Origin of the sequence: Noviluteimonas gilva, assembly GCF_009740395.1 — a bacterium.
Lineage (GTDB): Bacteria > Pseudomonadota > Gammaproteobacteria > Xanthomonadales > Xanthomonadaceae > Noviluteimonas > Noviluteimonas gilva.
Genome location: NZ_WOXT01000003.1, coordinates 152,634 through 174,958, shown reverse-complemented (window position 1 = coordinate 174,958; position 22,325 = coordinate 152,634). Strand labels below are relative to the sequence as shown.

The 22,325-nt window shown below is 67.2% G+C and carries 6 protein-coding genes; 3 read left to right on the top strand and 3 right to left on the bottom strand.

Annotated elements, in window-relative coordinates; translation table 11 throughout:
* Positions 1–2 precede the first annotated feature (2 nt).
* The 3 genes from GN331_RS11715 to GN331_RS11705 all read left to right on the top strand — a co-directional run bounded on the left by GN331_RS11715 (position 3) and on the right by GN331_RS11705 (position 5,939).
* Complete coding sequence (locus tag GN331_RS11715) at positions 3–2,138, top strand: diguanylate cyclase domain-containing protein (RefSeq protein WP_156642314.1); 2,136 nt, start codon at positions 3–5, stop codon at positions 2,136–2,138.
* Positions 2,139–2,341: 203 nt separating this feature from the next.
* Positions 2,342–2,743 carry a DUF4124 domain-containing protein gene (locus GN331_RS11710; protein ID WP_156642306.1) on the top strand — a complete coding sequence of 134 codons (402 nt, stop codon included), beginning with the start codon at positions 2,342–2,344 and terminating at the stop codon, positions 2,741–2,743.
* Between the two features lie 124 nt (positions 2,744–2,867).
* Positions 2,868–5,939: a tyrosinase family protein gene (locus GN331_RS11705; RefSeq protein ID WP_156642304.1), complete on the top strand. Its 3,072-nt coding sequence runs from the start codon at positions 2,868–2,870 to the stop codon at positions 5,937–5,939.
* Here the strand turns inward: GN331_RS11705 and GN331_RS11700 are convergent.
* From GN331_RS11700 to GN331_RS11690, 3 genes are all read right to left on the bottom strand, one after another.
* Positions 5,936–7,927, bottom strand: a complete 1,992-nt coding sequence (locus GN331_RS11700; protein ID WP_197427109.1) for a ferritin-like domain-containing protein — start codon at positions 7,925–7,927, stop codon at positions 5,936–5,938. The two genes, GN331_RS11705 and GN331_RS11700, sit on opposite strands and share 4 nt — an antisense overlap.
* 485 nt (positions 7,928–8,412) lie before the next feature.
* The gene (locus tag GN331_RS11695; protein ID WP_156642301.1) at positions 8,413–11,934 is read right to left on the bottom strand and encodes a hypothetical protein; all 3,522 of its coding nucleotides are present in this window, start codon (positions 11,932–11,934) and stop codon (positions 8,413–8,415) included.
* 11 nt (positions 11,935–11,945) lie between these two features.
* On the bottom strand, positions 11,946–22,169 hold the full coding sequence (locus GN331_RS11690; protein WP_156642299.1) for an Ig-like domain-containing protein: 10,224 nt from the start codon (positions 22,167–22,169) through the stop codon (positions 11,946–11,948).
* Positions 22,170–22,325 lie beyond the last annotated feature (156 nt).

Here is a 22,325-nt window from a genome sequence, read left to right as displayed (position 1 = left end):
TGGTGAGTGCTGCAACGCGCATCGAACGGTGGCCCGGGCTTCCGGGCCGCCTCGTCCTGCTGGCCGCCGCGACGGCGGTGTTCGCGTGGATCGCGATCGATCTGACGCGCGTGGCGGGCAGCGTGTCGTCGGTGTGGATCGCCAACGGCATCGTGGTCGGCGTGCTGTTGTTCAAAACCACGCGGCAATGGCCGTGGTGGATCGCGGCGGGCTGGATCGGCGAGTTCACGGCGCGCTTGCTGCATGGCGATGCGCTGGGAATGTCGATCGGCAACTCGCTGGCGAATGTGCTGGAGATCGTCTGCGTCGCCGGTGCGATCCGGCGCCGCGTTCCGGACATCACCGATCCGTCCAGGCTGCTGCGGCTCGCGTTCACGGCAACGGCGTCGACGCTGATCGCGTGTGCGTTGTCCGCGCTGATCGCAGTCTTCAACAGCGCGGTGGGCGGCCACGTCTCCCTCGGCGAAGTCTTCCTCACCTGGTACACCGCGCACGTCATCGGCATGGTGATCGTCGCCACGCTGATGGTGGTGGCGCGCAGGGAAGGGCGGTGGATCGTCGGGCGTCGCGGGCGGCATCTCGACTACGCGCTGTGCATGGGCGCGCTGCTCGCGGTGTGCGCGATCGTGTTCACGCAGGAACGGTTGCCGCTGTTGTTCCTCGTCTTCGTGCCGCTGATGCTGGTGGTGTTCCGGCACGGGTTCGCGGGCGTGGTGGGCGCGACGGTGGTCATCGCGGTGTTGAGTGGCGTTGCGACGGCGCTGGAGACGGGGCCGTTCGCGCTGGTCGAATCCCCTTCGTTGTTGCAGCGGACCTTGCTGCTCCAATTGTTCATCACCGCGACGTGCTTGCTCGCGTTGCCGGTCGCGACTGTGTTGTCGGAACGTCGGCGCCTGGCCGTGCGGTATCGCACGCTGGCCGATCACAGCCGCGACCTGGTCGTCCGCATGTCGGCCGACGGCGCGCCGTCGTATGTGTCGCCCGCGATTCGCCATGTATTGGGTTACGAGCCCGAGGAATTCCTGCGGGCGCGCTGGGACCTGGTGAATCCGGAAGACATTCCGCAAGCGTCGGCGGCGTTCCAGCGCATTGCGGAAACGGGCATCTCGGAGCCGGTGACCTTCCGCATCCTGCACAAGGATGGGCAGGAGCGCTGGGTCGAAGTGGCCGCGACGCGCGTGGAAAGCGGCGATCCCGATGCGCCGTGGGAGCTCGTCGCTTCCGCGCGCGACATCAGCAAGCGAATGCAGGCGCTGGCCGCACTCGATGAAAGCCAATCGCGCCTGCGCGCGGTCGCCGACAACATGCCGGCGCTGATCGTGCACATCGACGCGGACGAGCGCTACACCTTCATCAATGCGTACTACGAGCGCTTGTTCGGCCGGAAGCCGGACGAGCTGCTGGGTCGCACGATCCGCGAAGCGAGAGGGGAGGAGGCCTATCGCGAATGGGCGCCCTTCATCCATCGTGCGCTCGACGGCGAGGAGCAGAAGTTCGAACGCGATCCGAGCGCGTCGTCGGCCGGTCGTTATCTGCAGTCGCATTTCGTGCCGGACGTCGCGCCGGATGGATCGAATCGCGGCTTCTATGCGCTCACGTTCGACATCACGCCGCTGAAACAGGCAGAGCAGGCGCTCGCGAAACTCGCGCGCGTGGATGCATTGACGGGCCTGGGTAATCGCCGTCAGTTCGACGAACGGCTGGAGCAGGCGATCGCGCGTTCGCGTCGGCAGAGCTCGCCGCTGGTGTTGATGTCGCTGGACCTGGACAAGTTCAAGGCGATCAACGATACGCATGGACATCTGGCGGGCGACGCGGTGTTGCAGGCGTTTGCCGGGCGGTTGACCGCGTGCGTGCGCGATGTCGATGTGGTCGCGCGCCTGGGTGGCGACGAGTTCGTCGTGCTGATCGAAGATGCGCGCACGGCGCAGGTCGCGGAGTTGATCGCGCAGAAGATCCTGACGGTGGTGCGGCCGCCGGTGGTGTTCGAGGGGGTGCACCTGCAGATGGGCACGAGCATCGGCATCGCGTTCGTCGCGCAGGCGGCGTCGGCGAATGCGTTGATCGCGCTGGCCGACAAGGCCCTGTACGAAGCGAAGTCCGCCGGGCGCAATACCTGGCGCGTGATCGAAGATTGATCGCGTAGAAATCCGACAACGCGTTTCGGATTTCCCTGACAGATTCCCCGGCGTCGAATCGGCAATCTGAACTCCGATGGCGGCGGCGCCCGGTCCTCTGCGATTGCCCCTCGGAGTCACGACAACTCCGGCAGCGGGCGTCCGCCGCCATCGCCATCGAGGAAGCCCGGCCCGTCGCCGGGCGGAAGGGCAAGGATGCCGACATGCAACGGTTCGCGTGGTGCTTCGTGTTGTCGCTGCTGCCGGGAATCGCATGCGCCGCGGAGTTGTTGCGATGCGTGGCTGCCGATGGCGCCGTGTCGTACCAGGACACACCGTGCGACGCGGGAAGTCGGTTGACGAAAACCATCGCCGTGCCGGAGGCGCGGGCTGAGGAACGTGTCTTGAGATCGAAGCCAGCGAAAACTGCCAAAGCGAAGGCACCCAAATCCGTTCGCGGCGGCGCGAAGGGCCCAAAAGCCGACAAGCGCGATCGCCAGCGCCAGACATGCGCCGCGGCGCGTGCGGAAGAGCAGCGCGTCCTCGACAAGTTAGGCCTGGAGCGTACGTTCGAGCAGTTGCGCGCGTTGGGAGACAAGGTCCAGGCCGCGTGCAAAGGCCTGTAGGCGCCCGGAGGGACTTGCGATCACCCGGGTGAATGCGGCTCTCCGCCCGTGCACATCGCTTTGCGTGACCCATTCGGGCAATGCCTTGCGTCCTACCTCATGGCAGGGGCGCAAGGAGGTCGTCATGTGCAAGCGCTTGAGGGTGCAGCAGCTCGTCGTGGCCGCGTTGGCGTGGTGCGCAGCCAGTGCAGCCTTCGCCCAGACTGATCTGTACATTCGCGACACCCCGGCCGACACCGGTGTGCAACCCAATCCCGATTCCGGCCCGATGTGGGTCTCGGAAGACATCTGGGTGCGCACGAGCCCGGATCCGAACTACAGGCCGACGGCCTTCAACCCCGCATCGCCCTCGTGGACGCCCGCGGCGCACCAGAGCCCCGAATATCGCAATCCGCGCTTCGGCATGCCGAACTACGTATACGTGCGCGTGCGCAATCGCGGCGCGGCGTCATCGGCCGGCACCGAGCAATTGCATGTGTACTGGGCGAAATCCTCGGCGGGCCAGGCATGGCCGACGAGTTGGGTCGACGCGTACACGGCCGTGTGCGGCACCGATCGCCTCATGGGCGCCGAGATCACCAAGCCGCGCGTCAACGCCGCCAGCGCGACGGCCACGCAGCGCACGCGCCTGCGCGATGCCTACATCGAGATGGCCTCGACGCCTGCGTTCGCGCTGCTCACCGGTTACGACTACTGGACGAAGCAACAACAGATCCACGTGCGTGCACCGGAACACCACAACGCCGCGTTCCTGCCGTGGCATCGCGAGTTCCTCAATCGCCTCGAACTCCTGCTGCAGGAAGCCGATCCGCGCGTCAAGTTGATGTACTGGCAATGGACGACCGATCCGACCAATAGCACGGGCGGCACGAATCTGTTCACGTCCACGTTCATGGGCAACTCCGGTCGCGGCACCGGCGGCACCGGCATGGGCGCGCCGCTGTCGCCTGCGCTCGAACCGGCGGCCTCGGAAGGCGCGAGCGTCGTGCGCAACCTGCGCACCGGCGTGCCCGGCTCGGAGTCGGACACCATCCACATGGGTTGGGCCAACTATCGCGGCACGAACGCCGCGGAAAACTTCAGCGTGCAGATCGAAGAACCGCCCAACCACGATTCGAACCACGGTTACATCGGTGGCACGGGCGGATCGATGTCGGCCGTCGCCTCGGCCACGCGCGATCCGTTCTTCTTCCTGCTGCACGGCAAGGTCGATCAACTGTGGGCGCGCTGGCAACGCGCGAACACCTCGCGCTTCGAAGCCGGCACCGCATACGGGTCGTCGGCGACCAGCGCGGTGATGGTCAACGGCTTGCGCCCCTGGAATGGCGTGGTGCCGTCGGGCGCGCCGATCGATCCGTGGACGTCCGCCGGTGGTTTCATCGTGTCGAAGAACAGCTTCGATCGCTCGGTCCTGTCGCCGCCGATCTACGACACCGCGCCACTCACGATCCCCGTCCTCGCACCGGGCCAGGCGGTGATCCTCGAAGTCCCGTGGTATCCGCCGCGGCCGAGCGACTATGCGTGCCTCGGCGACATGAACGGCTTCGGCCTGCTGGGCCGCATCACGCCGATCGGGACGGCCGAAGGGTCCAACCTCACCACCAACGTGCGCAACGGCAACAACCTGGCGTGGCGGAACATCCAGGTGCTCGACGACTTCAGCGGCACGATGGCCGCGATGTCGATGATGATGGCGAACGACACCGATGCACCGATGATGGCGTCGCTGCAGTTCCGCGAAGTGCCGCAGCGCTACGCGCAACTCGCGCGCTACGTCGAAGCGATCGACGTGGGCATGCCGGCCGAATTGTTCAGCCGGATCGAAGGGCAGGGGACGCGGGGCAGGGCGGTCGCGAAGCAAGCCCAACGCATGCAGCCATCACCGCGGATGCAGAACCTGCCGAAGGACAACGTGGTCGTGCGGTTGAACGGCCTCGACGATGCACTGGACGGCATCCCGTTGAAGCCGGGTGAGCGATTCCCACTGCAACTCGTGTTCCAGATGCGGCGCGACACCAAACCGATGAAGGAGCCGCTGTTGTTCGATGTCGTGCAGAAGCGCACCGACGGCAAAGCGCGCGATGTCGTGGTCGGTGGCGTGCGCTTCCAGCTCGACGTTTCACAGCGCAACTTGATCCGGCCGCGCAGCGCGTGGCGGCACGCGACGTTCGATACGCCGCCATCCGACTGGACCGCGCTGGAGTACGACGACTCGCAATGGCCCGAAGCGCCTGCACCGTTGGGATTCGCGCCGAACATCGAGGCCATGTCCGGCGTGGCGGCGGGAACCCGCGTCGCGTACTTCCGCAAACACTTCGACATCCAGGATCCGCAACTTCTGCACGATCTCTCGCTGCGCTTGCGTGCCGACGATGGCGCCGTCGTGTATCTCAACGGCCGCGAAGTGCATCGAATGAACTTCGACAAGCAAGTGCTCAAGCCGGTGTCGGGCGCCGCGGAACTCGCGTATTTCCCCGTGCGCTTGCCGCCCGATGCACTACGCGCAGGCGACAACGTGTTGGCCGTCGAAGTGCATCAGTTCGACGACAACCTGCAGGACGACCTGGTGTTCGATGGAGCACTCGTGGCCGACGGCGTCGATGCCGCAGAACCGCCGAGCGTGCGCATTGCACTCGACGATGCGCTGGTGCGCGCGGGTGAACCGATGAAGTTGAACGTCGATGCGGTCGCGCCGAACCGCCAGATCCGCAGGGTCACGCTGTTCGTCGACGACAAACCCTTGCAGGCCCAGGCGGGCGCTTCGACCTTCGAGTGGACCCCGCGCGTCGGCCCGCAACGGTTGCGCGCCATCGCCGAAGACAGCGAAGGCCTGTCGACGACGGAAGACCGTCTGGTCGTCGGCGTCGACAACCTGCCACCGGTGGTGACTCTCAGGGCCCGCGCCGGCGACGCGCCAGGCACCGTGATCCTGACGGCCGATGCCCGCGATGCCGATGGCAAAGTGCGAGCCGCGGAATTCTTCATGGCCGACAGCGATCTGTTCGACGCGAAGTTCGTCCCCGTAGGAACGAGCAAGGAGCCGCCGTTCGAAGTCACCGTGCAAGTGCCGGAGACCGAGCATCGCATCGTGACCGTGCGCGTCACCGACGACGGCGGTGAATGGAGTGACGCGAGTACGCACGTCCACGTCGGTGAACACCGGGACGGAAAGCAGATGCCCGAAAGCGCGAACTAGCCCTCGCTGCGGAATCCGATGCGACGATGGGTGTTGTCGCAGAACGGTTTGTTCGACGATCCACCGCAACGGCACAGGCGCGTTGCGGTGACGCGGTTGACCGTCCGCCCCGTGCCGCAGCAGATCTCGAGATTGCCGGTCACCACCAGCGGGCCGTCGATCTCGGGATCGACGCGCAAGGGTCCGCCGCGTGCGGCGAGCGGTTGCGATTCCACCGTGTCCGGTTCGCCACTGGCGCGGAAGTGAATCTCGTTGTGGCTGCCATCGCAGAACGGCTTGTGCTTCGAGGCACCACACCGACACAACACCGCGCGCATCCCGATGCGCGTGCCGTCGAGCACGATGTCGGCGCGAATGCCCAGCGGGCCGTTCTCGCGCAATTGCACGAGGTTGATCGGCGGTGCCGCTTCTTCGGCGCCGCCATCATGGCGTCGATAACGGATCGCGCCCGAGGGGCACATGTGCGCGACGGTCACGAGGTCTTCCGTCGACGCCGCATCCGGATCGATCCACGGCCCCTCGACGTTCGCCTTGAACACACCGGGCTGGCCGAGCACGCAATGCCGCGCGTGGATGCATCGCTTGCCCTCGTACACCAGGTCGATTTCGCTGCCCGGAATGATTTCGACGCCGTTACCGTCCGCCACGGGTTGCGGCGGGGCACGCGGGGCAGGGGGGCGGTCGTTCGTTGGAGGCGCGCTTGCGGTGGCCGCTTTTGGTTGCCCCTCGCGCGACTCCGCTGCGGCTTGCGCAATGCGATTCGCCACGCGTTGCGTGCCCGCTCGCGTGGCGTCGAGTAGCGGAGCGAGTTCGGGATATTGCGTACCCAACCGTTCGCATCGCGCCGTGAATTGCGCGAGGCGTTCGACCAGGATGTCCAGGCTCGCCGCTTCGGCGGGAAGCGCGGCGGAGGTGCGGATCGTCGCGAAACTCAGGCCTGCGGTCGCATCCGGCGCGCTCGGGTTCGCGGGCAGGCGGCCCAACATCGTCGCGACCGGTGTCAGCAAGTGCATCAGATCGATGGTTGCCGAGACCAGCGTAGTTTGCGTTGGGCGATCGACGCCGGCGTAAGCGAGCGACAGGCATCGCAGGCAGTGGTTGTACAACGCGTTGCCGAGATCGAGCAGCGCCGCCGCGGGTTCCTCGCTGACCCAGAGTTTGCCTTCGGGCGTCGGCGGCGGGCGCATCACCGGGTTGTACGCATTCATGCGCGCGGGTTTGAACGCGGGGCGCGAAACCAACAGCGCGTCGTATTCGCGCTGGATGCGGAGGAACCGCTGGTAGTGCGAATCGCCGCCACAAGCCTTCGCGCCTTCGCCCTGGACGACGATGGCGTCGATGGCGGCGAGCGCGGTCTTGATGCAACGCACCGGCACCAGGCCCGGGAGCCGCGTCGTTTCGGCATCGAGTTGATGCTGCGGATCGCCGACGAACAACGCCGATTCGCCGAACGCATCGCACAGAAACTGCAGGCCGGCTTCCACCGACTGATACAACTCGCCGACCGTGTTGTAGTCCGTGCACACGGTCATCAAGCGATCCATGTCGAGTGCGCGCGCATAACGCCGCGCGGGCTCGTAGCCTGCGCCGTCGAGGATCTCCGCGTCAGCGGGGCGTTCGAGATAGATGAAATGCGCGAGCGTCGCCGGTTCGAAGGGCGAAAGTTTCACCACCACGCCCGAGGGGTGGTAACCGGCGGGAACGGGGAAATTCTGGTGGACGAAGTGCGCTGGCGCACCGAGCGCGGAGAGGATGTTGCAGACGATCGCCAGGTGGCCCATCTCCTCGACGGCGACGGCGAAGATCTCCTTGCGCCAACGCTGTACCGCGGCGAGTTCGACGTCCGTCAGATCTTCGTCCGCATGCTCCTTGAGGCTGAAGGCGGCATAGAGGTAGCAGCACATCAGGTGATGTTCGATTTCGGCCGCTTCGGCGAGCAGGGCCCAGAGTTGTTCGCGCGAAGTCGGTGTCGCGATTCCCGAATCCATGCCTGCGTCCTCATGCACGACGTTGCGCATCGACAAGGCTAACGCCGATCGCCGAGATGAATGCACTTCATGTTGAAATCCAAAAGGCTTGAGGTGGCGGCCCCAAGCCTTTGGTTTTGAAGGAACTCAGCAGTGGGGTGGCGGTCGGGCGCTTAGAGAGAACCTCCCCATGCCCATATCCGAGACTTCGCATAATGCATCTTACGTATTGTCTCGAATATGGCTAGGAAGGGTCTGCACCCTCTGGGCGGTATTTCGACCATTCCGGGTCCCTCTCAGCGCAGCGCCCGCAACAGACGCGTCTTGAGGCTTTCGCTGAGCGAGCCCGTCCTGGTCTGCGGTTCCGGCACGGCACGCTGCGGCGGACTCACCGGCGGCGGCGTCTGATCAGGCGCCTGGTCTACAGGCGCACTCGGGGATTTGTTCGAATCGTTCTGCACAAACATGTGGCGTCCTTTCCAATCCTTTCTTCGAATCCGCCGGGCTCAATAGAACCCGGCGAAATTCAGGAACACGCCTTCGTGGTCGTATTCCAGATCCGTCAGATCGTCGCTGAAATCGGTGAAGTTGTAGCCGACGCCGATCTTGAAATTGTCGCCCAGCTGGCGATCGATGCCGATCAAAACGCCGTTACGCGTGCCGCCATCGCGGACGTCGAGCCAGCGCGTCTCCGCCAGCGCATCCCATTCCATCGGCAAGTGATAGCGGACCTGCAGCGCGGCGAAGGACGCACGGCTGTCGAGCCAATCGCCCGTGCCGCGTTCCACGCGCCAATCGCCGCGACGGGTGGCCAGCTTCGGCGCCAGCTCCCAGCGGTCGTCGAGTTGCACGACGCCTTCCAGCGAAAACACCTGCGAACGCTGGTCGTACGTCGCACCGCCCACCTGCCCCGGCGACGCGATGTCGTACAGGTACGTCGCCTTGCCGAACAACGCATAACGCGTCGTGTCGTGCGGGCGCCAGGCGAAGCCGATGTTGGTTTCGCCGAGCGTCGCGCTTGCGAGCGGATTCACGCGATCGTCGGTGTCGGCGTAGTTCACGCGCGCGGCGATGCGCCAGTCGTCGTTGACGCGATACATCAGGCGATTGGTGGTCACCCATTGGTCGCGTTGTTCGGCGCCGGTGTCGCGGCGGAACTCGAGCTTGCTCGACCACTGCGTGTCGGCATCGGTGCGGCCGGCGGACACGCTGTAGGCGCGACGATCCACGCGGCCGCTGGCCGCATCGAGCTCGCCATCCATCACGGTGAAACCGAGCTGCCACGCATCGGTCGGATAGAAATCCATGCCGAGCGTGTGCGTGATGCCGTCGTCGCCGTTCGGGCTGCGCAGGAACTGGCTTTCGTTGAACACGTTCAACTGGTTCGTCGGGCGCCAGCGCTGGCCGAGCGTCCAGCCGTTGCGCAACTGGCGATCGAATTCGCTGGCCAAGCGCGAGGCCGTCGTGTCGGTGCTGTAGGTGTAACCGCCGTAGACGGTGTGGTCCTCGCCGAGACGATATTCGCCATCGAGCGTCGCCGCCTGCCCGCGATCGCCGCCGCTGACTTCCAGGCCGACGTTCGAACGATCGCCGAACAAATACTTGGCGCCGAGTGTCAGGCGATCGTTCTCCGCGTAACCGCCCTCCTCCCGCACGCTCGCCTGGCCCACGCCGTACAACTCGACGCTCGACCCGATGCGGTGGCGATAGCTGAAGGCGGCAAGCAACGCGCTTTCGTCGAATCCGGTCGCGGCCTCGCGCACGTCGCGCACTTCGAATCCGAGCTGGTCGGAATCGCCGATGCGCCAGTCGCCGGTCAGCTGCGTCTGGTCGAGTTCCGACGTGCCGCGATCGGCTTCCGTCCAACGCCCCGAGAGCGTGAAGCGTTCGCCGATCTGGCCGGTGAACTCGACACCTTGTTCCTGCGTCGCCAGGCCCGTGTCGGCGCGCGCAACGGAGAAGCCATCGTCGACATCACGCCACCACGCACCGAGCGTCCAGTCGCGTTGTGTCCAGCCGAGTTCGCGCAGGTTCGCCCGACCGTCGACCGCACGCGCGTCGCCGCTGCGCGCAGTGCTGACCGGATTGCGTTCGACGAACGACAGACCGCCGTTGTCGGAGAAGAACACCGGCACCGAGGTCGATTCGGAACGCTCGCCTTCGAGCTTCAAGTACGTGCCACGACCCGCCTGCAAGGTCAGATCGCCGCCACGCAGGCCGTAGTCGTCGCCGTCGCGGTTCTCGTCGACATAGGTCGCACCGACCGCCACGTGATCGCCGATCCACTGCTTGGCGCGCACGCCGCTGCTCACGTGGCCCGCGTCGAACCCCGTCGGGATGTACTCGTAATCGGCGAGCAAGCGCTGTTCGAACCCGTCGAGCGCCGCATCGCGCGTCAGCGTGCGCACGTTCTCGCGCGTGATCTGCGAAAGCGGACGCGTGAGGATCAGGCGGCCCTGGAGTTCGTCGATTTCGTAATCAGCGCCGCGTTGCAGGTCGACACGCGATTCCACGCGGCCGGTGCGCACGTCGCGGATTTCGAGCACGACATGATCCGAACCGGGCAACAAGTCCGTGTGGTGCATGTAGTACAGGCTGCCGCCGGTGCCGAGGAACTCGCTGTGCCCGACCGCGCTCTGCGCTTCGGAACCGAAGGCACGCAACTCCGACTTCGCATCGCCGAGCTCGGTCGTGCCACGGCTCTTGAAGTCGAGCGCCGCGCCGTACAGCGAACGCTGGTACTGGCCGTACTCGGTGCCCGAGAACCCGGTGCTGAAGTTGCCCCACAGGCCCTGGCTGCGATCCCAGTCGACGCGAACGTACAGCTTGCCCTGCGTATCGACATCGCGCGTGGTCGTCGAGTCGTCGCCGTAGACCGGGTAATACGCATCCGGATCGAGGCGACGGAACACATCCTGTGCATCGGCTTCGAAGAATCCGTTGAACAGATTGTCGAGCGAACGCTCCTGCGTATCGGCCTGCGCGGTGACGAGGTATTTCCCGCGCACCTTGCCCTTCAGGTAGAAGGCCAGGCGGCCTTCGTCGAGGAAGCCGTCTTCGAAACGTTCATCGCCCGCGAGCGGTTCGATGTTGCCGCTCGCGCTGCTCTGCGAGAGCGTCACGTCGGCCATCGCGACGAGGAACAGGTAACGCCCCGTCACGTCGACGTTCAGCGACTGCGCGACACTCCCCTGCCCCACGGCGATCGCGTAGTCGTGCGCACCGACCGGCTCGAGATACTCGGCGACGAACGTGCGTTCACGCGTCAGCGGCACGGTGGTGCCGTCGATCGTGATGCTCTGGCCCGCCGGAACGTCGCGGCCCTGGATGCGCACGCGCGATCCGTGCACCGCGATGTTCTGCTGGCGCAAGGCGTTGTCGCCGGCCGCGTTGGCTTCCAGCGAAAGGCTCTGCGCCTGCTCCGCGTCGAGCGCCTGGCCACGTGAACGTTCCACATCCGCGCGCAGTGCCTGCACGCCGCGCGCCTGTTCTTCCGGCGACACGAGTTGCAGCAGCTGCGGATACGTTTCGTCGACGCCGCCGTTCTTGCCGTAGGCGCGCGAGATGTATCGCAGCGAGTCGCCGCGCTTCAGAACGAGGTTCGCAGGCAGCGCACCATCCCACGTGCCCTGCGGCATCGCGCCGGCCGGGAGCACGACGGTCGCGAGCGGTTCGACGAGATCGGCATCGCTTTCGCGATACACCGTCACTTCGATGCGATCGATGAACGACGGATAGTTGGTCGCACCCTGGAACCGCACGGGCCCGACGATGCGGCCATCGGCGAACGCGATCGTCGCCGGCGCGCGCACCGACAAACGCGGCGTCGTGAGCGTGGGATCTTCCACCGCCCAGATCGTGCCGCCGTTCGGCAGCGCGATCGCATGGCGGCCGGCGCGCACGAGCGCGGGATCCGCGGTCGCCGCGGCCGTCGTCGACAACGGCTGTTGCGCATGCGCCGGCATCGGGGCGGCCGCGTACAGCAGGCCGATCAGCGTCACGTGGAGGAGCGTCTTCTTCATGGTCATGTCGGCGGTCCTCAGTTCGCTGCCGGGGCCGAGGGCGCAGGTCTCGCGTCCTCGGGCGGTGGCAGTCGGACGCCGAAGTCGAAGCGCACCGGCACGCCCGGCGTGATGCGGCGAACCAGCGGATTGGCAGTGGTGAACGAAGCGCCGGCCGGCAAGGTGCTGGCATCGACCTTCAGGATGAAATTGCGACCGCGCAGCGCGTTCTGCGCATCGACACCGGCCAGGTGCCAGCGGCCCTGCGCGTCGGTTTCGATCAGCAGGCCTTCGACGGACGCGATGCGCACGCCGGCCAGCCCCGGTTCGCCCGGTTGCTGCATGCCATCGCCGTTGGTGTCGACGAACACCGTGCCGAACACCAGGCTGTCGTCGAGCAGCGGATCGCCTTCGACGCGCACTTCGGCCGAGGCCTGGTTGCTGAGCGTCAGGCCCGTGCTGTCGGTGGCGGTCACGCGGTTGATGTGCGTGCCGCGGCCGACGCCCGCGCCGACGCGCAGCGCATAGGTGATCGTCGCGTGGCCGTCGACCGGAACGTCGACACCGGCGACGCGCAGCGGATTCGCACCCGTCTGCACGAACGCATCGTCCGCATCGTCGACGCGCAACGAGCCTTCGACGTAGGTGAAGCCCGCGGGCGGCGTATCGACCACGATCACGTCGTTGGCCGGCGCGATGCCGACGTTGTCGACGCGCACCGTGTAGCGCACGACATCACCGACGCGCACCGCGGACGAGGTCGTCGTCTTCGACAGGCGCAGCGACGTGGCGTCGGCGAGGATGGTGATCGTCGCCGTCGCCGTGTCGCACACCGGCGTCGGCGTGGACAGATCGCAGATGCGGAAGGTGAACGTGTCGGTGCCGATGAACAGGCGGTCCGGCGTGTAGGTGATCGACCCGTCCGGATTGACGACGACCGTGCCGTGCGCGGGCTGCGTCACGACCTGCACCGAGGTCGGATCCAGCGGCGCACCGCCACCGTTGCGCGTCGTGCCGACGACATCGATGCGCACCGGGCCGGTCTGCGGCGTGGTGGCGACCTGGTCGTGGGCTTCGACTTCGTTCGGCGTGACGGTGATGGCGACGTTGGCGGTCGTGCAGACGGTCGGGTTCAGGCGGTCGCACAGGCGATAGGTGAACGTGTCCGGGCCGCTGTAGTTCGTCGATGGCGTGTAGGTGACGGTGCCGTCGTCGTTGACGACGACCGTGCCGTGCGCGGGCTGCGTTTCGATCGTGACGGTGACCGCGATGCGCGCCTGGTCGGCCGCGGAACCGCCGATGGTGTCGTTCCCCAGGACCGCGATGATGGTGGCGGTGTTCTGCACCGTCGTCGACGCGTCATCGGCCGCGGCGATCGCCGGGGCGATGACCTCGACCGTGACCGTCGCGGTGTCGCAGTTCGTCGGATTGAGCGATTCGCACAGCGTGTACGTCAGCGTGTACGTGCCGGCCGGCGTACCGGCGGCAACGGCGACGGTGCCGTTCGCATCGAGCGACAGCGGGCCGTTGGTCACCGGCGCGAGCGTCGTGTTCGACGTCGTGGCGGCGGCGCCATTGAGCGTGTCGTTGCCGAACACGTTCAGCGCATTGCCCGTCCCTGCCCCACCATCGATCGGACCACCGTGGTCGTCGTTCGCCACGATGGCCGCGGCGGTGACGGTGACGGTCGCGATGGCGGTGTCGCAGTTGGTCGGGTTCAGCGCTTCGCACAGGCGATAGGTGATCGTGTAGGTGCCGGCCGCAGTGCCCGGGGCCACCGTCACCGCACCGGTCGTGGTGTCGAGTGCGACGTTCGGCGTCGAGGCCGGCGTCACGATGCTCAGCACGACGTCCGCGTTCACGACCGGCGTGGCACCGAGCGTGTCGTTGCCGCGCACGTCGGCGATCGCCGTGCCGCCCGTGGCGCCGGCGACATTCGGGCCGGTGTCGTCGTTGGCGACGATGGCGGCGGCGTCGACGGTGATCGTCACGATGGCGGTGTCGCAGTTCGACGGGTTCAGTGCTTCGCACACCGTGTAGGTGAGCGTGTAGGTGCCGACGGCGGTGTTCGGGGCGACATCGACGTTGCCGTTGGCATCCATCGACAGCGGACCGTTGGTCACCGGCGTGAGCACGACCTGCGGCGTCGTGGCGGTCGCGCCACCCAGCGTGTCGTTGCCGAGCACATTGACGACGTCGTTGCCACCCACCCTGCCCTGCACCGGGCCGCCGGAGTCGTCGTTGGCGACGATCGCGGCGGCGGTGACGACGACGATGGCGTCGGCGGTCGTGCAGTGCGTCGGGTTCAGCGCTTCACACAGGCGATAGGTCACGGTGTACGTGCCCGCCGGCGTGTTGGCGGCGACGTCGATCGCGCCGGTCGTCGTGTCCAGCGTGACGTTCGGGTTCGTCGTCGAGACCTGGGCGAGCGTGGCGTTCGCGCTGGTGGCGAGCGCGGCGTCGACCGTGTCGTTTGTGCGCACGTCGGCGATGGCGGTGCCGCCGGCGATGCCGCCGATCGAACCGTTGTCGTTCGTCGCGACCAGGGCCGCGGCGCTGGCGGTGACCGTCACGGTCGCGGTCGCGCAGTTCGACGGGTTGAGCGCCTCGCACACGGTGTAATCGAGCGTGTACGTGCCGGCCGGCGTGTTGGGCGCGAGGTCGACCTGGCCGCTGGCATCCATCGACAGCGGGCCGTTGGTGACCGGCGCGAGCGTCACGTTGGACGTGGTCGCCGCCGCGCCGCCGAGCGTGTCGTTGTCGAGCACGGCGACGATGGCGGTGCCGCCGGTGCGGCCGGAGATCGGGCCCGCGGTGTCGTCGTTGGCGGCGATCGGGGATGCAGTGACCGTCACGACGGCGTCGGCCGTGGTGCAGTTGGTCGGGTTCAGCGCTTCGCACAGGCGATACGTGACCGTGTACGTGCCCGACGGCGTGCCGGCGGCGACGGTGATCGCGCCGGTGGTTGTATCGAGCGTGACGTTCGGGTTTGTCGTCGAGACCTGGGCGAGCGTGGCGTTCGCACCGGTGGCGGCGGCTGCATCGACGGTGTCGTTCGCGCGGACATCGGCGATGGCCGTGCCGCCCGTGGCGCCGTTGATGGAACCGGTGTCGTTGGACGCGGACAACGTCGCCGCGGACACGATCACGGTGACCGTGGCGGTGTCGCAGTTCGCCGGGTTCAGCGCTTCGCAGACCGTGTAGTCGAGCGTGTAGGTGCCCGCGGCCGTGTTCGGCGCGAGGTCGATGTTGCCGTTGGCGTCCATCGACAGCGGACCGGTGGTGACCGGCGTCAGCGTCACGTTCGAGGTCGTCGCGTTCGCGCCACCGAGCGTGTCGTTGGCGAGGACGTTGACGATGTCGTTGCCGCCGGTGCGGCCGGAGATCGGACCCGCACTGTCATTGCCGGCCACGATGGCGGCGGCGGTGACGGTGACGACTGCATCAGTTGTCGTGCAGTTCGTCGGGTTGAGTGCTTCGCACAGGCGGTAGGTGACCGTGTACGTGCCCGACGGTGTGCCTGCGGCGACTTGGATCGCGCCGGTCGACGTGTCGAGCGTGACGTTCGGGTTGGTCGTCGAGACCTGGGCGAGCGTGGCGTTCGAGTTGGTAGCGGCGGCCGCGTCGATGGTGTCGTTGCCGCGGACATCGGCGATCGCCGTGCCGCCCGTCGCGCCGCCGATGGAACCGGCGTCGTTCGTTGCGGACACGACCGCGGCCGCGACCGTCACGGTGACCGTAGCGGTGGCGCAGTTGGTCGGATTCAGCGCTTCGCAGACCGTGTAGTCGAGCGTGTACGTGCCCGCAGTCGTGTTCGGCGCGAGATCGATGTTGCCGTTGGCGTCCATCGACAGCGGACCGGTGGTGACCGGCGTGAGCGTCACGTTCGACGTCGTCGCGTTCGAACCGCCGAGCGTGTCGTTGGCCAGGACATTGACGATGTCGTTGCCACCGGTGCGGCCGGAGATCGGGCCGGCGCTGTCATCGCCCGCCACGATTGCGGCGGCGGTGACGGTGACGACTGCATCAGCCGGCGTGCAGTTGGTCGGGTTCAGCGCTTCGCACAGGCGATACGTCACCGTGTACGTGCCGGACGGCGTGCCGGCGGCGACCAGGATTGCGCCGGTCGACGTGTCGAGCGTGACGTTCGGGTTGGTCGTCGAGACCTGGGCGAGCGTGGCGTTCGAGTTGGTAGCGGTGGCCGCGTCGATGGTGTCGTTGCTACGGACATCGGCGATGGCCGTGCCGCCCGTCGCGCCGCCGATGGAGCCGGCGTCGTTCGTTGCGGAGACGACCGCTGCCGCGACCGTCACGGTGACCGTCGCCGTGTCGCAATTCGTCGGATTCAGGGCTTCGCAAACCGTGTAGTCGAGCGTGTACGTGCCCGCAGTCGTGTTCGGTGCGAGATCGACGTTGCCATTGGCATCCATCGACAGCGGGCCATTGGTGACCGGCGTCAGCGTGACGTTGGACGTCATCGCGTTCGCACCGCCGAGCGTGTCGTTGCCCAGAACATTGACGATGTCGTTGCCACCGGTGCGGCCGGAAATCGGGCCGGCGCTGTCATCGCCCGCGACGATCGCGGCGGCGGTGACGGTGACGACTGCATCGGCCGTCGTGCAATTGGCCGGGTTGAGCGCTTCGCACAAGCGGTAGGTCACCGTGTACGAAGCTGACGGCGTCCCGGCGGCGACCTGGATCGCGCCGGTCGACGTGTCGAGCGTGACGTTCGGATTCGTCGTCGAGACCTGCGCGAGCGTCGCGTTAGCATTGGTCGCGCCAGCGCCACCAACGGTGTCGTTCGCGCGCACGTCGACGATCGCGGTACCGCCCGTCGCGCCGCCGATCGTGCCGGCATCGTTGCCGGCCACCAGGCTCGCCGCCGACACGGTGACGGTCACCGTCGCGGTATCGCAGTTCGTCGGGTTGAGCGCTTCGCAGACCTGGTAGTCGAGCGTGTACGTGCCGGACGGCGTGTTCGGCGCGAGGTCGACGTTGCCGTTGGCATCCATCGACAGCGGGCCATTCGTGACCGGCACCAGCGTGACGTTGGACGTCGTCGCCGCAGCGCCACCCAGCGTGTCGTTGCCGAGCACGTTGACGATGTCGTTCCCGCCGGTCGTGCCGGAAACGGGACCCGCGTTGTCGTCGCCTGCGACCAGTGCAGCCGCGGTCACCGTCACGACGGCGTCGGCGGTCTGGCAGTTGGTCGGATTCAGCGCTTCGCACACGCGATAGGTCACGGTGTACGTGTCGGCCGGCGTGTTGGCAGCGACATTGATCGCGCCAGTCGACGCATCGAGCGTGACCTTCGCGTCCGTCGTCGAAACCTGCGCGAGCGTCGCGTTCGTGTTGGTCGCGGCCGCGCCGCCGACGGTGTCGTTCGCGCGGACATCGGCGATCGCCGCGCCGCCCGTCGCACCACCGATGGAACCCGCGTCATTGCCAGCGACCACGACGGCGGCCGACACGGTGACAGTGACCGTCGCCGTGGCGCAGTTCGTCGGATTGAGCGCTTCGCAGACCTGGTAGTCGAGCGTGTACGTGCCGGCCGACGTGTTCGGTGCGAGGTCGACGTTGCCGTTGGCATCCATCGACAGCGGGCCGTTGGCCACCTGCGTCAGAGTGACGTTCGACGTGGTCGCGGGCGCGCCACCCAGCGTGTCGTTGCCGAGCACGTTGACGATGTCGTTCCCGCCGGTCGTGCCGGAGACAGGACCCGCGTTGTCGTCGCCTGCGACCAGCGCTGCCGGGGTCACCGTCACGACGGCATCGGCCGTCTGGCAGTTGGTCGGGTTCAGCGCTTCGCACACACGATAGCTCACGGTGTACGTGCCCGCCGGCGTGTTGGCGGCGACATTGATCGCACCGGTCGACGCATCGAGCGTGACCTTCGCGTCCGTGGTCGAGACCTGCGCAAGCGTTGCGTTCGTGCCGTTCGCGGTTGCGCCGCCGACGGTGTCGTTCGCGCGCACATCGGCGATCGCCGTGCCGCCCGTCGCACCACCGATGGAACCCGCGTCATTGCCAGCGGCGACGACGGCGGCCGACACGGTGACGGTGACCGTTGCGGTATCACAGTTCGTCGGGTTGAGCGCTTCGCAGACCTGGTAGTCGACCGTATACGTACCCGCCGGCGTATTCGGTGCGAGGTCCACGTTGCCGTTGGCATCCATCGACAGCGGGCCATTGGTCACCGGCGCCAGCGTGACGTTGGACGTGGTCGCAGCAGCGCCGCCGAGTGTGTCGTTGCCGAGCACATTGACGATGTCGTTGCCACCAGTCGTGCCGGAGACAGGACCCGCGGTGTCATCGCCTGCGATCAGCGCAGCCGCAGTCACCGTCACGACGGCGTCGGCTTGCTTGCAGTTGGTGGCGTTGATCGGATCGCACACGCGATACGTCACGGTGTACGTGCCCGCCGGCGTGGCGGCGTCGACCAGGATCGCGCCGGTGGCCGCATCGAGATGCACGCGCGCGTCGGTCGTCGAGACCTGCGAGAGCACGCTGTTGCCGGACGTCGGCGTCGCGCCGTCGATCATGTCGTTCGCGCGGACATCGGCGACGGCAGTGCCGCCGGACGCGCCACCGATCGTGCCGGTGTCGTTCGTCGCGACGATCACCGCCAGGGCGACCGACACGGTGACCGTGGCGGTGTCGCAGTTGGTCGGGTTCGCGATTTCGCAGAGGCGATAGACGATGGTGTACGTGCCGCCCGGCGTGTTCGCGGCGACGGTGACGGCACCGGTGGCCGTATCGAGCGCGACGTTCGGATTGGAAGCCGGCGTATCGATGGAGAGCGAAACGCTCGACAGGTCGGCGCCTGCACCATTGAAGGTGTCGTTGGCCAGCACGTTCGCGATCGCCGTGCCCCCTGCCCCGCCCGGGGTCTGCGCGGACGTGTCGTCCTGCGCGTTGATGGCGAGCGCGGTGACGGCGATGGCGGTGGCGGTCGCCGAGTTGTTGGCGGGGGTCGGATCGACCGCGCTGTTGGTCGCGGCGACCGTCGCGGTGTTCGCGGCGATGGTCGCCGGCGCGATGATCGGCGCAGTCGCATCGATCGTGAACGTCGCGCTCTGCGTCGGCGCAAGCGTCAGGATCACCGAGAGATCGCCCGCGCCCGAACCCATCGGACACGTGCCCGCGCAGGTCCACGTCGCGCCCGTGAGTCCCGCAGGCAAGGTGTCTTCCACCAGCGCATCGGCCGTCGAGGGACCATTGTTGGTGACGGTGATCGTGTACTGCACCGGCGCACCGGCAGGCACGCCCGCGCCGTTCGGCGTCGACTTGATGATCGCGAAGTCCGCCGACGCGACCGCGGTACCGCCGTTGCCCGTGCTGTCGCCGTTGTTGCCGGGCGTGGGATCGGTCGACGTCGACGTCGCGGTCGCCGCGTTGTCGAACGCGCCGGCCGCATCGATGCGCGCATCGACCTGGATCGTCGCGCTGGCGCCCGAAGCGATGGCGCCGACCGCGCACGGGAAGCTCGTGCAAGGCCCGCTGACGTTAAGGATCGTCAGGTTGGTCGGCGTGTCGTTGACCACGACACCCGCCGCCGCCGACGGACCGTTGTTCGAAACGACGATCGTGTAATGCACCGTCTGCCCGGGGAGATACGGGCCGGCGGTGACGAGCGTCTTGCTCAGCGCGAGATCGGCGGTCGCACCCGCGGTGCCGCCGTTGCCCGTCGCATCGGCGTTGTTGCCGGGCACCGGATCGGGCGCCGGGCTCGACGCGGTGGCGCTGTTGTCGAACGTCGCGCCAGTGATCTGCGCGGTGACGGTGATGATGCGGTTCGGACCGTCCGGCAGGCTGTTGATCACGCACGGCAGCGCGCTGCAGGCGCCCGACACGGTCAGGATCGTCAGATTGGCGGGCGTGTCGGAGACCGCCACGTTCATCGCGTTGGCGGGGCCGTTGTTGTGCACGACCAACTGGTAGGTGATCACCTGGCCGATCGCGTACGGGCCGGCGGTCATCAGCGTCTTGGTCAGCGTGATGTCGGCGCCCTGCACGGCGGTGCCGCCGTTGCCGCTCGGATCGCTGTTGTTGGCGGTGTTCGGATCGCTGGTCGCGCTCGTGGCGGACGCACCGTTGTCGAACGCACCGGTCGCGTTGATCGTCGCGTTGACGGTGATCGTCGCGCTGGCGCCCGAAGCGAGGCTCGCGATCGTGCACGGCAGCGCGGAACAACCGCCGCCGCTCACGGTGCCGATCGACAGATTGCTCGGCGTATCGGAGATGACGACATTCGCCGCGGCCTGCGGACCGGCGTTCGACACGACGATCTGGTACTGCAGCGACTGGCCGACGTAGAACGGACCCGCGGTCACCAGCGTCTTGGCGAGCGAGACGTCGGCGGCCGGCGAAACATTCGTCGTGACCGGGCCGGCCGTGTTGTTCGCGGTGTTCGGATCGTTGGTGTTCGACGGCGCGGCGACGGTCGCGGTGTTCGACAGCGTCGTCGCCGCATTCGGCGCGGTGCCGGTGATGGTGAACGCGACGCTGCCGCCCGACGGGAAGGTCGCGATCGCGAGCGCCGTGAGATCGGTCAGGCCGGTGGTCGACGGACACACCGCGCCACCGCTGGCGGCGCAGGTGATCGCAACGCCCGTGAGTGCGTTGGGCACGTCGTCGGTGACGGTCGCGCCGTTCGCGTGTTCGGGGCCGCTGTTCGACACCGTCACCAGGTACGAAACCGCGCCGCCGAGGCCGACGGTCGCAGGGCCGGTCTTGGTGATCGACAGATCCGTATCGCGCGCGACGGTGAAACTCGTCGGCGGATTGCTGCCGCTGCCGGCGTCGCCCGTGGTGCCGGCGACATAGCCGATCGTCGCGACGTTCGAAATGTTCGCGCCGTTGGCGAGGTTGGCATCGATCGTGACCTTGAAGCGCAGCACGGTCGACGCGGCCGGAACGAGCTGGCCGCCGACGGTCTGGTCGGCGCCGGTGCCCACGCGGAAAGTCACGGTGCGCGTGCCCGCGTTGTACTCGGCCTGGTCGTTGCCCGATCCGTCGGTCTTGGTGCCGGCGTTCGCGCCGCTCACCACCTGCAGCGAGTTCGGCACGTAGGTCACGCCCACGGGCAGCGGGTCGGTGACGATGGTGTTGTTCGCGAAATCGTTGCCGCTATTGGTGACGTTGATCGTGTACGTCAGCTCGTCGCCCGGGCGGAACGGCGCGCCGTTGCCGTCGGAAACGGTCTTGGTGAAGTTGGTGACGATCTCCGGCTCATACACGTCGGTGGCGAACATCAGCACCGTCGGGAAATAGGTTTCGCTCGTCGTGTTGAACGTCAGGCTCGCGCTCGTCGCGTTGTTGCCCAGCACCGCGCCGGCGGAGATGTAATCGATGTCGAAGCCGAACTGGTTCGTGTGCGACGGCGTGCGGCCACCCTGCTGCGCGGCCAGGCGCGTGTTCGTCGAATTGAAGACGTTGGTCGCGGGGTTCAGCGCATCGGTGAGCTGCGTGGTGCCGTTGATCAGGAACTGGTCGCCGGTGAAGTTGTTGTCGCCTTCGAACGCGACCAGGCCGATGCGCGTGTTGACCGCGCCCGCGGGCGGCGTGCGGAAGCCCGACACCGGCGTGGTGACGAAGCTCGGCGAGGTGGTGTTGATCTCGAGATAGCCGTCGAACAGCGTGAGGTTGCGCAGCGTGTCGGTGGCGAGCTTGTAGATGACGACCAGGCTCCAGCCGCCGTAATGATCCGCACCGGTGCTCGCCTGCAGGTTCGCCACCGCGTACACGCCCGAGCCGCCGGCCTGCACCTGCGTGGTGACGTCGGCGAACGCGGCGTAACGCGTGCCGGAGACGTCGAGGCTGCTGGAGGTGACGTTCGAATAACCGGCCGCCGGCGTCGCGAAGCGCACGAGGTTGCGGCTCGCCGGCGTCGGCGCGCCCGCGCTGTCGCCGCCCCAGTACAGGGCCGCGTAGCTCACCGTCGCGCCTACCGGCAGCGTCAGCGTCGCGCGCGAGGAGTTGAAGGTCGACCCATCGCCATCGATGTCGACCCACGTCATCGCGAAGTCGTTGTTGTTGCCCGACCCGTTCTGCGCGGTCGTGCACCCCGACGCCGCCGTGGGGCACGTCAGCAGCGTGTTGCCGACCAGCAGCGCGTCGCCGCGCTGGGTAAAGGTCTTGCGCACCGCGAAGGTGCGGATGGTCGAAGAGGCGTGTGCGAAATGCGGCGCGAGGAGCGCGACACCCAAACCCAACATCGCGATGGTGCGGAAGGCGGCCCGGCGCAGGTTCAGCAGATTCATTCCGTTTCCCGATCGACTGCATGGAGTGGCAGCAGCGGGAACCCGGCGAACGCGCGCAGCCGTACGCGCACTCGCGCCAGATGGCTACGCGAATGAGCGGACATGGCAAGCCGAAGCCAGCCGGGCCGTCGAGACGATTCGAGTTTTCCCCCTGCT